13 protein-coding genes are annotated in these 14,977 nt (G+C 46.9%); 7 read left to right on the forward strand and 6 right to left on the reverse strand.

What is annotated here, in order from left to right; all coding sequences use genetic code 11:
• The first annotated feature begins 156 nt into the window (after nt 1-156).
• From E4P32_RS07090 to E4P32_RS07100, 3 genes are all read left to right on the forward strand, one after another.
• A complete protein-coding gene (locus tag E4P32_RS07090) occupies nt 157-663 on the forward strand; it encodes a spore coat U domain-containing protein (protein WP_116432622.1) in 507 nt (168 codons plus the stop codon).
• Nucleotides 664-881: 218 nt separating this feature from the next.
• A complete protein-coding gene (locus E4P32_RS07095) occupies nt 882-1,382 on the forward strand; it encodes a spore coat U domain-containing protein (RefSeq protein WP_116432621.1) in 501 nt (166 codons plus the stop codon).
• A 203-nt stretch (nt 1,383-1,585) separates the two neighbouring features.
• Complete coding sequence (locus E4P32_RS07100; protein ID WP_116432620.1) at nt 1,586-2,086, forward strand: spore coat U domain-containing protein; 501 nt, start codon at nt 1,586-1,588, stop codon at nt 2,084-2,086.
• 621 nt (nt 2,087-2,707) lie between these two features.
• Here E4P32_RS07100 and E4P32_RS07105 read toward each other — a convergent pair.
• The 4 genes from E4P32_RS07105 to E4P32_RS07120 all read right to left on the reverse strand — a co-directional run bounded on the left by E4P32_RS07105 (nt 2,708) and on the right by E4P32_RS07120 (nt 6,714).
• Nucleotides 2,708-3,205, reverse strand: coding sequence for a hypothetical protein (locus tag E4P32_RS07105; RefSeq protein ID WP_135008712.1), 498 nt, complete (start codon nt 3,203-3,205; stop codon nt 2,708-2,710).
• A 140-nt stretch (nt 3,206-3,345) separates the two neighbouring features.
• Complete coding sequence (locus tag E4P32_RS07110; RefSeq protein ID WP_116432618.1) at nt 3,346-4,416, reverse strand: serine/threonine-protein kinase; 1,071 nt, start codon at nt 4,414-4,416, stop codon at nt 3,346-3,348.
• Nucleotides 4,413-5,480: a serine/threonine-protein kinase gene (locus E4P32_RS07115; protein WP_116432617.1), complete on the reverse strand. Its 1,068-nt coding sequence runs from the start codon at nt 5,478-5,480 to the stop codon at nt 4,413-4,415. The genes E4P32_RS07110 and E4P32_RS07115 overlap by 4 nt, the downstream gene beginning before the upstream one ends.
• Entirely contained in the window at nt 5,464-6,714 is a 1,251-nt protein-coding gene (locus E4P32_RS07120; protein ID WP_135008713.1) for a protein phosphatase 2C domain-containing protein, read from the reverse strand. Before E4P32_RS07120 ends, E4P32_RS07115 begins: the two co-directional genes overlap by 17 nt.
• Before the next feature lie 205 nt (nt 6,715-6,919).
• Between E4P32_RS07120 and E4P32_RS07125 the strand changes: the two genes are divergently transcribed.
• Both E4P32_RS07125 and E4P32_RS07130 read left to right on the forward strand, forming a co-directional pair.
• Complete coding sequence (locus tag E4P32_RS07125; RefSeq protein WP_116432615.1) at nt 6,920-7,822, forward strand: hypothetical protein; 903 nt, start codon at nt 6,920-6,922, stop codon at nt 7,820-7,822.
• 167 nt (nt 7,823-7,989) lie between these two features.
• Nucleotides 7,990-8,439 carry a hypothetical protein gene (locus E4P32_RS07130; protein ID WP_116432614.1) on the forward strand — a complete coding sequence of 150 codons (450 nt, stop codon included), beginning with the start codon at nt 7,990-7,992 and terminating at the stop codon, nt 8,437-8,439.
• 149 nt (nt 8,440-8,588) lie between these two features.
• Here E4P32_RS07130 and E4P32_RS07135 read toward each other — a convergent pair whose 3' ends face one another.
• Nucleotides 8,589-9,947 (reverse strand): hypothetical protein, encoded by a 1,359-nt coding sequence (locus tag E4P32_RS07135; RefSeq protein ID WP_135008714.1) that lies wholly within the window; start codon nt 9,945-9,947, stop codon nt 8,589-8,591.
• A 532-nt stretch (nt 9,948-10,479) separates the two neighbouring features.
• The gene (locus tag E4P32_RS07140) at nt 10,480-12,255 is read right to left on the reverse strand and encodes a type IV secretion system DNA-binding domain-containing protein (protein ID WP_116432612.1); all 1,776 of its coding nucleotides are present in this window, start codon (nt 12,253-12,255) and stop codon (nt 10,480-10,482) included.
• 191 nt (nt 12,256-12,446) lie between these two features.
• Here E4P32_RS07140 and E4P32_RS07145 point away from each other — a divergent pair, with 191 nt between their 5' ends.
• Both E4P32_RS07145 and E4P32_RS07155 read left to right on the forward strand, forming a co-directional pair.
• Nucleotides 12,447-13,010 (forward strand): hypothetical protein, encoded by a 564-nt coding sequence (locus E4P32_RS07145; protein ID WP_135008715.1) that lies wholly within the window; start codon nt 12,447-12,449, stop codon nt 13,008-13,010.
• A gap of 887 nt (nt 13,011-13,897) precedes the next feature.
• Nucleotides 13,898-14,977, forward strand: coding sequence for a site-specific integrase (locus E4P32_RS07155; RefSeq protein WP_116432611.1), 1,080 nt, complete (start codon nt 13,898-13,900; stop codon nt 14,975-14,977).

Consider the following 14,977-nt stretch of genomic DNA (forward strand, 5'->3'; position numbering starts at 1 on the left):
GTGATTCGTCGCCGCAGCGAGATGATTGCGGGCTGCTTTGCGCTGAACGCATCGGGAGATGCCGAAGCGCCGATTGATATGGCTGTTCACTGGCGTCCACCGCTGCAGGGGAGCTCTTCACAGATAAGAGCGCAGAGGATGGATAGGGAGAAAAATATGTTTTTTTCACAACAAGATCGTGCCCGCAGGCTCTGCGTCGCCGCGTCCATCGTGATGCTGGCGGCCGGCTCGCCCATGGCGGCGCAGGCAAACAACACCAGCGGCGTGAATTCCTCGGCGGCTGTGCTGGCCTCTTGTACGGTGGTCGGCTCGGCCATTGCATTCGGTAATTACAGTTCCACGCAAGTCGACCAGACCGGCTCGATTGCCGTGGTTTGCACCAACGGCATTTCCTACAGCGTCGGCCTGGATGCCGGCGCCGGCAGCGGCGCCACCATTGCGGTCCGCAAGCTGACGGGATCACTTGGCGGCTCGCTAAATTACAGTTTGTACCGCGATTCAGGCCGCACCAGCAACTGGGGCTCGACCGCCGGCACCGACACCCAATCGGGTAGTGGCAACGGCATCGTGCAAAACCTGACCGTCTACGGCCGCATCCCCAGCGGACAAACGCCACAAAGTGGTGTCTACAGCGACACAGTGACGATTACGCTGACGTACTGACCGCGCTCCCGGCGGTACACACTTGAGCGGCCGGCTGCAGGCGTTGCAGCCACGGTCTCGCTCGCCTATGGGGAATTTCCTGACATAAAAAACAAGAGAATCAGGATTCCCCTGATTTTGAAAGCCCCCTCAAAAACGTAAAGTTCACCTGTGCCCGACGACATCGCAATCCACGTAATGGGACGTGGATGCAACCCCGGGAATCAGGAGAATCCACCATGTTTGCATCGAACAAAAATCGCATCATCGCCGCCACTCTCGCCGCCGCCGTCATGGCTTCCAGCGCTCCTGTCCTGGCTGCTTCCACTGCCACCGGCTCGCTGATCAACACCGCGACTGTTCTCGCCTCCTGCACCGTGGTCGGCTCCACCATTGCTTTCGGCAACTACACCAGCACCCAAGTGGACCAGACCGGCAACCTCGCCGTCTTGTGCACCAACGGCACGTCCTACACCATCGGCCTGGATGCAGGCGCCGGCACCGGCGCTACGACCAGCGTGCGCAAACTGAGCGGCTCCTTGGGCGGCACACTGAACTACGCGCTGTATCGCGATTCCGGCCGCACCAGCAACTGGGGCTCGACCATCGGAACGGATACGCAAGCCGGCACGGGCAACGGTTTGCTGCAAAACCTGACCGTCTACGGTCGTATTGCTTCCGCTCAGACACCTTTGGCCGGCGTCTATACGGACACAGTGACAGTCACGCTGACTTACTAAGTTTGCAGAACTGCTCGCCGTGGCTTTATGGCGATCAGTCGACAAGCATCGGGGATCAGGGATCTCCTGATGTATTTAAAGCACGATTCAGGAAACTCCCGATACTCGCGAGTATGTTGAAAATATAAAGTGTAGTTGTACCCGGCGATTTAGAAATTCTTGCAAGGGCAAGAATACAGGGGCCGACTTAAGGGGAAACCACCATGTTCACAACCAAGAAAAATCGCATCATCGCCGCCACTCTCGCCGCTGCCGTCATGGCGTCCAGCGCGCCCGTCCTGGCATCATCGACAGCCACCGGTTCGCTGATCAACACCGCGACCGTTCTGTCTGCTTGCGCGGTGGTCGGCTCCACCATCGCTTTCGGCAACTACACCAGCACCCAGATCGACCAGACCGGGAACATCGCCGTGGTCTGCACCAACGGCACGTCCTACACCATCGGCCTGGATGCGGGCGCCGGCACTGGCGCCACCACCACCGTGCGCAAGCTGAGCGGCACCCTTGGCGGCACCTTGAACTACGCGCTGTATCGCGATTCGGGTCGCACCAACAACTGGGGCTCGACCATCGGCACGGATACACAAGCCGGCACCGGCAACGGCCTGATTCAGAATCTCACGGTCTACGGCCGTATCGCCAGCGCCCAGACACCTTTGGCCGGCGTCTATACGGACACGGTGACGGTCACGCTGACTTACTGATACAACTCGACATCCAAACGACAACGCCCGCCTGATTTCCAGGCGGGCGTTGTCGTTGAAGCTGCACTTTTGCTGCACCGGGAGCCGCGCAGGCGGCTCCCTCCATTCCGCTTTTAATTCTGGATTCGCGCTGCGAATCATGGAGTAAACGCAAAAACGCCCGCTTGCGCGGGCGTTTGTTGTCTGGCGGAGTGGACGGGAGCAAAGCTCGCCGCTCCAGAAATCAAGTGGGCCCTGGGCTCCATCTGTTTCTCACCCCGAAAATCCATTCTGGAGTGGACCACCCTCATGGTTGAGTGGATGGACCACCAATGTACCACCCATATTCGCCGTAAACAACCCGTAACGCTCATGCCCAAGATTTAAAAGAAATGAAAGATGACAAGGGCCTAGTCTGCCCAAAATTAGACTAGCTCATAAATGAGCTCAACTATTGACTTTTAAAATAAATATGAGAGAAAAGTTACCCTACAACGGAGGCACCTATGAGCAAATTAAAATCAGTCAAATCTCGCGTAACATCATTTCTGATGCGAGAAATTCCCATACATTTTGTTATTAATGGTTTAGGGCTAATTTCGGCTCTGATATTACTAGGCCTGCTGGCCGTGGCAATTAAAATCACTTTGTAACCAAAGGAAAAAGTGTCAGGAATAGGGACGAAATGAAACTTATGAAAACTCCAATCAATAGCCAAGTCTGGGCCCCGTGTGCCATCTTCATTTGACTCTTATGAATTTCATTTAAGCTTTTACTTGCATCTCGCATATTGTTTCCCGCCACCTCAAAGCTTTTTGAAAGTGCCAGAAGATCGTTGGCCATCAGTTGAATTGCCGACAAGTCAGTTGCACAAATTTTCTTTACTGCAAGTGCAGCATCATCATATGGCTTAGGAGTTAAAAACGCATTGACGCTCGTCATTTGTTCTTCTATGGCGTTACGTTCTTTTTTTGAAATAAGGACGCCAAAGCCAATAAAAATACCTCCCACAGCGCTCATATATGTGGCCATTGCCTCAAGGTATTTAGATGGATCCTGTCCCCGCAATAACCAAAGTATATTCACTAAACCTAAAGATGAAAAAAGTAGGATCCAGAGCCCTATTTTTACTTTCGACATTTTACCCCCTCCATATTTCTAGAATTATCATCAAACACCTTCACTTCAAACTCGATACATACAAATGCTGTTCTTCTTGTCCCGCTTTAACGCTTGTTAAGTATCTTGAATTTTCAATACATCAAAACGGTCTTCTGAAATTAATTTTTCAAAACGACCACGGGGTGTGCCCTTGGACTGGGATCCCCAGGAAAACTAGAATAGCAAACACGCCGCCCTATCTCGGGACGCTCAATTCCGTAAGCACTTTCCATGCTGAAAAATATGTCGGAACGATTGACGGTAATAAAGCCAGCATAACCATTGAGAATATGCTTTGTTACTGGGCCTTCAAAACGATCAACAGTCAGATAACAGAGTTTCTCGCAACGAGCAATCAATTCGCTGATGGTGGGACGAGCAGCAGGATCATTGATGAGGCAGCTTTCAACGATTGACTGCAGCTCCAATGCAAGAGGTGCGAATTGGGCATTTGAGGTCATGAATTTTGGCCAAGGCTGCCGTTGGCCGGTTTTCACATTGGCGACTGCGTGTAAAAATTCACCGAATGGCAATTCACCCGTCAGCAGTTGAAACATCATTGCCCCCACGGACCAAACGTCTACCGTTGCCCCAGGGTTCTCTCCTGCTTTTCTGAACATCATCTCGGGAGCCATAAATGGCAAAGCACCTTTGATGGTTCCAGAAGTGGAATTAGTGATGTCCCCTGCTTTCAATGCCTCATCTAAAAGTTCTTGGGTCAGAGTTGCCACACCGAAGTCAGTCACCTTTAATTGACTAAGATTGACGCCGCGATTGACCATGACATTGCTAGGCTTTAAATCACGGTGAATCACACCTGCTCGATGCGAAGCCTCTACGCCTTTCAAAAGATAATGCAATGCCTTCGCACCAAGATGAGGGTCAAAGAAACCGAACCGATCTAATTTATCTTTGAGTGTTTCACCATCGACAAATTCTTCTACTAAATACTGCTCTCCATTGTCATCAAAACTGTCGAGGGTTTTCGCAACATTATGATGATTGACTTTCGCAGCAATAAACGCACTGGCTTTAAATCGCTTAGTTGCTTGACCTGCTTGCGGCGTCTTTAAAGCGACATCCATGTCCAATCTTGTATCATGAGCACGATAGACTTCTTGCATGCCTCCTCGCCCCACATGATTGAGGATTCTGTAGCGATCAGCAATTATGGCACCGGTGGGAATCATGGCATGACCTCAGGATTTGACACGTCAAAAGTTACGAAGGTACGAGCGGGTTTAGGCCCAAATGCAATTACACAGCAATCAGGAAGTTCTTCTCCGGCGGCTATTAATTCTGGCGTTATCGGCTTAGCGTTTACTGCGACAGTTCCCGTAATACCAGAAATTAGAAATTTCATACCATCGTAAACAAGGCTTATCGAGTTCGTGCTGCCGCTCTTGACCGTCACCCTAGGAGATTCCGCATTGAGTTCATGTGACTTCGGTCCTAGAACAATCAGGCCTCGGTGCCTGCCGAATAAAATGTGTCGCCTGAGGATCAACTCTACTTCAGTCATCTTCGGCCTATCCGCCGGCGAGTAACTTAAACAACGCTCAATGATCGCAAGAATGTCATCTTGGATTCCTGCAATTGATCCTACCAATCTTCCACGAGGAAGGTTCTGAGGTGGGTGCGGTAATAGTTCTTGTGGAAGTTGTTGCGTAATCAGGACTAAGGCAGTGATGCCAAACGCGTATACGTCAATCGCCTGATCAAAACTAATGCTTTGATCTCTCCAAAGTTCCGGAGCCATATAGCCGGGAGTTCCGATGATGCTTCTTGTATGAGCTTCGATTCCTGACGATCTAGCCAGGCCAAAATCAAGAATCTTAATCACTCCATCCGCACCAAGCCGAATGTTGTTTGGCTTGATGTCGCGATGAATGATGCCCTCGCTATGGATTTCGACTAAGCCACAAGCAATTTGCCAGAGAGTTTTAAGGTAGAGAGGATCTGGTGCGAATGACTCAGGACTGAGGTCATGACCATCAAGATGTTCAAGAACTAAAGCCGTCTGAGGATTCGCGGCGTCACCCACTTCAATCACGTCATATAGTTGGACAACGTGCTTCGACCTTACTTTTATCAAAGCCAATTGCTCATCCAGCAATCTTCTGCGATCTGTTCCTACCCTCAGCATTTTTAGAACCACAGGACGAGTTAAATGTGTGTCCATGCAGTGGTGTATGTCACCCATCCCACCGCTATTTGAGGCCCCGGTCGGCTGATATCTATTTGGAAGATTCATCCTTTTCTCCACCCTTATTATTTAAATTTTCGGTTTGATCTGAATCTGTATCAACTTCAATAGAAAGTTGTGCCCCCCGATTTTTTAGGTTCGGACGTTTGGAGGTCCGTGGAGATTTCTCTTTTTTAGGATTCTTGGTGCGACGACTCGATGCCTCTTTTTTATTTCCGGCACTTTCATCAACCGCGACTAAATTGTCTTTGGGCGGATAGGTACTTAACTGCTCAAATGGGATCTGCTCTGCTGGCCGATTGCCAGGAATGATTCTTCCATTCTCTCCGTCTCTAAATATCATTCTTCGATGAGCAGGAGAGTTAAGTTTATTGACATCGGCAAGACGAGGATGTGCAGGCTCTGTGAAATCAATGGCGTCAAACTGCTCCTGCTTCACCCACATAATGTGGAGTGCTCCAAAGGGATCCCATAACTCGATCCCAGAATCCTCTCGCTCAGAAATAGAATTAATAAGTTCCGAAATAGAAAGCACCACAAGGGATGCATTGTCAGGAGCCCCATTCCATTTTGCGAGGGCGGTCAATCTAGCAGCCGCCTGCCGATGTTCGAGCGTCTGAAAGAACGTGTCACACAGAGTCTCATGGCGAATGAAATGCACGCCATCGGACGTAATCAGAATACGCTCCGCATCAACAGGCACGATCTTTACATGAGCGAGCAACCCAAATCCTATGCCAATGAATTGCAATAAACCTCGATCTTGCCCTCCAGCGACCTCTTCGAGAGAATCATCCACGGTGAGACGAGTCACTTTTTCTTTAGCCGTATCAGCCATGCTGGCATAAATACGACTGTCTCCGACATTCACTGTCCACACGCCTTGATCAGCCGTAACTAAAATTGCAGAAAGAGTGGCCCCACCTTTTCCCTTACAGTATTCGTACACAGCAGTATTTGCATCTTCTGCTGCGATTTTTAATCTCTCGGAAGGGCTTTTTTGACGATTTCGAACTAGGGAATTAAAAAATGCTGCAAGAGTTTTGGTTGCACACATCGCACCATCTTGCATTCCGCCCATACCATCAGCCACTGCAGCGACAAAAAAAGTCTGCCCTTTCGATGAACTGGTATTGACTCGCATAAGGGCTACTCGATCTTGATTCTCTGTGCGAGTCAGCCCAATATCAGTTGCCAACGTAACGGGCATTCCGATATCAGAATTTATTCCGCTGGTGGGCACCTGGCGTGACAGCCAGCGGACTAATTTATCATTTAGCATTTCGTTGATCGCTTTGCAAAATTGCAATATTGTTATTGAAGTTTTACGTCGTATCGAAGTGTCAATTTGATAAGCACTTCAACGTCGCAACCACTATGAGCAAGTTTATCGGCCATCTTATCAGGCAAATAAGAAACTACGGAGAATTGTAATTTATACAGGGATCCGACTCGCTTTTATCGATAAAACCCGTGAAAGGTAAGCCTTGATCACTCTAAACATTAACAAAGGCCTGATCCGAATTGACGATTGGGACGAGATGGAGGCCAGAATCGGATTCATCAAAGACCTCAATCCAAAAAATCACAAGCTGTCTGCCATTATTGGCAGTTACATACGAGGAGACAAAATCCCATGTGGGCTTTCAAATTGCCACTCACCACATGGAAAAGGCTACATTGTTGCTACCGACGATGGGCACGAAACCAACATAGGTAAGGACTGCGGCAAGCGATATTTCGGGGTGGACTTTGAGATATTGTCCAAGCAATTTGATAAAGACATTGCGGATATGGAGAACAGAGAGACACTGTGGACCTTCAATCTCCAACTGAATCAAGTCGAAGACAGAATAAAAGCACTACGCCAAAGGGAAAAAGGAGCCGATTGGCTATATAAACGAAAGCGAGAAATCACAGAACTCAATCAAGGCTGTCCAGCTGACATCGTAAAACGTATCAACATGATGGTTAAGGCGAGAAATAGCCTTCTGACCTCAGCGAGAGAGGCCTCCGAGAAAGAAACGGAGAACTTGGAGAATCTCCAAGGAAAAACGCTGAAACGCCCCCATTACATCGAAGAACCCGTTGCCCAATTAATGTCCATCGAAGTTCTATTTCCTGAAAATGATTTAAGGGCAATATTGGTTCTCGACTTAAATGAAAAAATAGGTGAGTTCAAGAAAAAGAACATCGATCTGATGACTTCGGAAGAATTAAAACGTTGGGTGAAATGGTTAAAGCCGCTAGAAGAGAAATTATCTTTAGCAGACCGAATGGTTGATCTTGCCAAGGCTCTGTTCAAACCAGACAATTTAAAGCCTTTTGAATTTCTTTTGATCACGCCAGAAGATCGGACGGCTTTTACGGCATATTTAAAAACGCTGTAACCAGCCATCTAAAATTTCATCAACTTTCGAGTGATGCGGAAAACATAGAAAGCACTATTTCTCAGTTGCATTTTGCGCGCCACAATTTCTCCGTTAATTGTGGCCCCCTCCCCCTCAGTTATCCCAATAGAGAGCATTCATGGGGAGTTTGCTAGACGGAGAAATTGATGTTTGAAATGAGCGAAACGCAGTGGTTTTTTATTCTCCTTCTCGTTTTTATCTGCTTCGGATTGAAACGACGAAGGTTTTTTTCTTGGTCTTTTGCTAGTGGAGCGAATGAAAAAAAATGGCAAGATCTCATTGCCCAGCACGGATTACGAATAGATCATCAGTATCGAAATTCAATCGGTATTGATAGCACGGCAAACAAAGCCCTGGTCTACTCCGGGGATCAATCCTATCTGCTCACCACACACGACGTAACTGGGGTTCAAACTGATTCGATGCTAAAAACCTCGGTCAACGGCTGGGGCATGGCATCACAAAAAGACATTCGATGCCGCCTTCTCATCAAGACGCTTTCGATGAGTAACCCGATCATCGAAGTACGATTCCACAACAAGAATGAAATGTCTGAGTGGTATCAGCGACTTTGTGTGATGTTCGACCTTCGTTAAAATGCTCTCCATATCAATGAAAAAGGATTGGCGTCTGCCAATCCTTTTTTTATTTTCACTCCGAACTTAATCTTGGATCGTCCGCATAGATGTTTAAACCAATATGCAAATGGATACAAGAGAACACAGAATTCTTCGCTAGAGATAACTCATCGATTCAAAGGAACGAGAACCGCCGTTGTAGGAAGATAACGCGGCGTAGTCCCGGAAGTAACACGTTGTTCTGCGTTCTTTGCGGCTTCCAACGTTTGAAGTTTATTCTGCAAATTCGTTAACGAGTCTTCAAGACTTTTCTTTTCAGTAGATGAAGGAATCTTAGAATTCTCTGCAACCTCGGCCGTTAAAGAATTCACAGCGGGAAGAGCCACATTCGATCTTAAGCTCAAAGTCGCAATCTTCCCGACCAAAGTTTCGACGAATTTCTGTTCCTCGGCAGGCTTAGCCGATGAACTATCCACGAGTTTCTTCTTATCTGCCTCTACTTTCGCGGCGGCCTGGTCCACTGCCTGTTGAGCCGTGGCTGTCTCTGCCGCCTTCTTGTCGGTGACTTCCTTGTCCAACGCCGCCTTCAATCTAGACTTATACCCTCGGTATTCAGCGATACTATCTAAGGTCGCGATACGAGCATCTTTATTCTTTGATTCGAAATTTGTCGCTAATATTTTTATAAACGGATCATTTTTAATACTGTTTATTGAATCAGAAGTAAGGCTCGCTCCAGGTGCGAAAATCTCGATGACGTATAACTTGTAAAGAGAATCGTCCGAAAATTTTCCAATACTGCCCGCACCGTACATATCGGCATAGAGTGTAGTTGTCAAAATATCGCCCTTAGCTTGATCAATCGGACTAGCCAACGAAGTATCGGGAAGAACATATTTAACAGCGTCCAAACCGGACTTTAAAATATCTTTGATCGTCTGCCGAGAACAACCCTGATGGTAATTAATCAGCCATCTTTTTATCTCGTCATAATTAGCCGGCAGTTGAGATGTGAAATTTTTTGCCGTGAGCTCACGCCCTTCAGACATTTTCTTCCCCACTTCTTCGATCGCACCAATGATGATGTCATTCTTAAAAGTGTCGATGGAAGCATTTCCTGCACTGAGCCCGAGAGATCCCTTCGCGAGAGAACTAGGATTTGCACCGTTTATCCCTGCTATGCCTAGAATCAGATTTCCCGCAATATTAAGAATGTTCTTAAAAAATCCACTATCTCGATCTGCTCGCCCCAACGAACTGATCCACAATTTGCAACTGCTATCTGACAATGTAATTCCAGCCTGAGCATAGTCCATCAATGCGACTTTCTTTAGTCTCGCCTTTTCATCAATCGCAATAAAATTTTCTTCTTGCTTTGCATAGTCATCGAAGGGTTGCTTAGGCTCATAAGAATCGTCGAAAAAATTTCCGGCTGCGGCAATCAGTGGAGCAAAGGAAATGACCACGACTCCAATCTTCAACAGAATTTTTCCGTGCAATGCAGATACAGACAATGTCTTTTTCATGATGCTCCAATCTTTGTATTTGATATTCAAGGGAACAGATGAGCCCCACAAATCCGAGGCGAAGCAATACTAGCAATCTGGGTCAAAGACCTGAATTGTTATTTCTGACGATGCTACGTATGTTTAATACCCCCCAAGCGAAAATCGGCCGCAACTTCTCTTAGTCATTCATTTTCATTAGCCGATTTCGCTTTTAATACTAGCCGAGATTCAGGACAGGTAAGACTTCCAACTGAATTTAATTAAAAAACAATCGCGTTAATTTCCCTCTCGGAAATACTTTTCTTCCTCACCCGGTACTCCGATGATGAACACTTCATTGAAGTTGTTCCCAGATACCATCCATGGCTGTTCGAGTCTGATCTTTGTACAGAATGACTTTTCATAAAAACATACGAGGTATCATTTATGAGGCCAATTCTTCTCGGAGCATCCAATTTTTAGACCGGTTGGATTGGCGTTGCAATGGGGTCTCATGAACACCTGGCCTACCAACATGAGTGTCCAATCCTCATGCTGGTAGGCTTTCTCTTCATGCCATTATTTTCTCAGCGACCTCTTCCACATGCATTGCTTTCGCAATTTTCGGATACATCCATTTTGCAGGGACATGTGCCGGCCTTTTTTTCGGATAATCCACGTGGGGCCAGAATAGTTCATACGCATCCCCCTCCAACACGAGGCTCATCACAACACCCCCTGGCCGAATCTCATTGCCGAATCGAGAACTAAATTCCTGCGGTTTATACAAGACCACATCTTCTTTGACATACGAAGTACTCACTGTGGGTGTAGACGCCTCCTGAGTTCTAGACGACGATCTGGTCTTGTATTCGACCTCTTGAGAACCGATCCACTTCGAAAGCATTTCAGCCGTCTCGCCTGGCCCCATTCTCCCGATCAAGGTTGATTTACACATCGACAGCAGCGAGTTCACCATCGCCTTCCCGTAGATTTCCTCTAACTGCGAAAAATCTTGGCAGGCTAGAAGGCAACGAAAATTCCTCGAACGCCCCATTGAAAATAACGTTCTGATCGGCACGTTGCCCATTTCTGCGGCCTCGTCCGCGATAAACCAGTACTTCCGTCCATAGGTGTCATCCATGGCCGGACTGCTGACCAATCCCGCGATCACAGCCAAGATGCCCGGCACGAATGCTTTCACCAGATGAGGATATTTGCCGTGCCCCTGAAAAATGATCTGACGATGGCGATCAGGAACGGCGGTCATCCACTCGACAAAACTGATCTTTCGATCTTCTGGCACGTCAGCCCATGCCAACGCTAATGTGTATACCGGAGAACAAAAAGACGCGAGAGTAATCAACAGTCCTTGCGTCGTCACTGACATCTTTTCAACCGATCTCACCGCTTCTCTATGATGACGCTGCATGATCGGAAGAAGTGCCTTGATTGGCGTGTCTAACATATCAGCCAATTCCTTCCAGCCCCAAAGCCGTCCATAGGTCGCCCTGAGATACTTCATGTAGCCGACAAAGATTTGCCGAGAACCGCTTGACCACATAGGATCGCTGGTCTCTTTGATCATGGCCTCGGCAAAGGCCGCCATGTCGGCTTCTCCACGCAGATCTTTGCCAATATCCCATGCACAAGAACGAGAATCCCAAGGGGCTATGATCGAAGGTTGATCAAACGCTTGCGTGAAGTCGCCCTTGGGGTCAAAGAGCAGCAATTGTTCATCACGTTCAATGATGCTGTTTACGATGGGCTTGATCGCAGTGGATTTCCCGGCGCCGACTCCGCCACAAATGAGCATGTGCTCACGCCACAATTCGCCTGGATACGCAACACTCGGTGATAGAGGTACATCCGGATGACGGTTGTTCTTCTCTTTCAGTTTCTTATTCAGCCTGAAAACGGCCTCACCTCTGTCGTAACGGCGTGGCCCTCGTAAATAAACAAAGTTCTCTTTGGGCTTCCAGATATTTCTAGCCAGCCCAACACTCATAAAAGACGACGCAATCAGTGAAAGTAAAAGACGAATTTGAACCTCGTCTTTAGTCAACATATTGGCAAAAAAAGCAGAAATTGAATTTTCGGAATTAACGTTCAATTGCTGAAATCCGGGCTTTACCGATTCCGTATTTAACCTTCGGACTAACCCAGAGAACTCTCCGTGTTCTTCCTTCATGGGAAAGCAGAACAGGATGACCGCCAGCGACAAGAGAAAAGAACCCATCCAAATCACTAACGTCGAGACCAGTGCTCTCCATACGTAAATTGTCTTTGTCCGTGTCGAGTTAAATCCCTCAGATCCTACTCTCCAACTGAAACTCGATTTATTCATGCTGTCTCCAAGAAGTTAAAAGACAGCGATGCTAAAAATCGAGGAATCACGGACGGAAATATTTATTTTCTATAAATTTTTTCCTTCGGGAATCAAAACAGAACCGGTCGTCTGCATGGCCGCAAAAATACTTCCAGCCGACTTAAATTTTAAGTATCTCCTCCGTCCAAACACAACAACAAAGGAGTTTTATGTCGGCCGATAAAAACTATGCAACATTAGAAGTTCTTACTCAAACCATTCATTCGATCACTCCTCATCAACAATCCCTCATCCTTCGGTTTGCAAAAACCGTCCCGTTAAGCGACTCCTACCCTGACCATCGAGACTTATTCAATGAGGCCATTCTTCGGTGTTTAGACGGTCGAAGACTGTGGCCTACAGCAGTAGATTTCATTGCGTTCATACTTGAAGTCATGAGAAGTATTTCTTACGCGGATAGACAGAATCAGTCGTCTCAGAAACGCTTACCCTATAGCATTGAGTTTATGTACGATGATTCTTTAGCAGAGCAAGGGATCTATGCCATATCAGCAGAAGAGTGTTACGAACGAAAAAAGAAGATAAATAAAATGATTCGACGACTTGAAAGACTCGGAAATCATTGCGAAGATGACCCCATCGCCATGCATCTCATTCGAGGCCGTGCCGAGGGGTTACGTTATGACGATCTCAGAAGATTGCACGGAATCAGTTTCATCGAACATGAAGCAGCAAGAAAACGAATAAGCCGCAGACTCAAATACATTCCATAAAAAGAAAAAGCCTGGGCACCCAGGCTTTTTCTTTTAAGGTACCGCTCTATGACGGCGAACCGTGCCCTGCTCCCTTATCGCAAGCAGTTCATCGTCCATCATCCGTCTCAAAAAATTACGATGCCGAGGAAGCGATTTGGGAGCAGAAAGAGGAACCGCCTCTCTCTTTTCTTCCGAGCTCCCATTCGTCACGAGATTAGTTTTAGGTTCAATGATCGATGTCACGTACCAGCCGATGAAATCCTCTGTTGAGACCATCGGGCTTCGATGAATTAATCTAAAAGGTAGAAAGAATGTCCCGCCCCGGATCTGATCGTATAAGCGTCTCGCAGGGATTCCTAGAATGTCTGCCACGACATTGACTCGTAAGAGTATTGGAACAGTCCCAAATCGGTTTGTAATTTCTCTTTGCAAATGTTCTTTTCTAAAATCGCTTGGTTCCATCATCGGCATCTCTCCTGAAAAGTGGAAATGCTCAATCGGCAATCAAATCGGACGAATACTAGCTTTATTCATACCGTTCGTCGGATTAACGATCTCAATTTGTGCTGCATACACTTCAGCAGGAAGCACACATTTCCGTGCATTCTGAAAATTGATTGAAAATCCGAAAGCCGCTTCTATATTGACCTTCCTGCAAATTACTACAAATTTTATATTTCAAATATTCTGTATATCACTAGATTTAACACTGAAACCCCTCCCTTCCTTGGCCCTTGATTTCACCTGATGTTTACGAGAGTTGTTGACGCAGACAATTCGTGAAGAAACGCCATGCTGTAATTTCATGCAGCAGTTTTTTCTCATCTGACAAGCGGTCTCTTCTGGATTGTCCTGGCCGTGCCAAAACATAGCACTGGCATTTCAATCTTTTTAGGAGACAACCGATGGCAAGTATTTCAAGACGAGTTCGAGCTGATGGATCTACAGGATGGCAAGTTCAAATCAGAACAGGTGGGAAATCAGCATCACATACGTTTGACAGCAAAACTAAGGCTGAGGCCTTCGCAAAAAGCATGGAACACCATACAAAGGACCAATGGAGAAATGCACTTTACAAACGAGAGGAGACTTTTCACGAAGAGACGTTTTCTGACTGTGCTCAACTTTACCAATCCTGTCCACAGTCGACTAAATATCAGAAGTACATCGTCAAAGCGGTTTCGCAACATATGAAGAGTGTGAAGATGGGAGAGATCACTCCGAGCTTTGTCAAAAAATTCATTAAAACGATGTCTCAGAAGAAAACCAATCGAAATAAGCCCTATCAGTGGACCACGATCAGCTTCTTCCTGTCAGCCATTTCAGTAGTGTATCAATATAGAGCGACAGATTACGACCTGACGATGCCCCATGGCCTCTTCTCCACTAAGAAGTTTCCCAAAAACTGGAGAAAGGATCGTGAGCGTCGATTGGAAGATGCTGAATACGACACATTGATCGCGTTACTCAACCAGAACCAAAAAGATGATTTGGCACAATTTCCAATGCTGATCGATCTGGCTCTAGAAACGGGAGCAAGACTTCAAGAATTGATCCTTGCCGAATTTCAGGAGTTCGACCTGAATCAATTTCTTTGGTCTATTCCTGCAGCCCACACCAAAGGAAATTACAACCGTTTTGTTCCCCTGAGTGATCGAGCAGTACAGATTGTTCAACTCCTGCTTCAGTCCAAGATAAATAGCACTCCGCGTATGTTCCATACGATCAAGAGTGCTATTACGGCATCCCAGTCGTTTTCCCGTTTAGTCAAACAAGCAGGGATCGAAAATCTACATTTTCACGACTTGAGGCACGAGGCTATCAGCAGAATGGTTTTGTATCGAATGAATCTGAGTGTATTTGAGATCATGAAAATCGTCGGTCATAAGAGCATCAACATGTTAAATCGATATGCAAATCTAAGGCCTGCGGAATTAATTGATCGATTCCGTTCGTCTGACACGTCTTCTATATCGAGAAATTAA

This window comes from Herbaspirillum sp. 3R11 (assembly GCF_004563925.1).
Classification (GTDB): Bacteria; Pseudomonadota; Gammaproteobacteria; order Burkholderiales; family Burkholderiaceae_D; genus Herbaspirillum.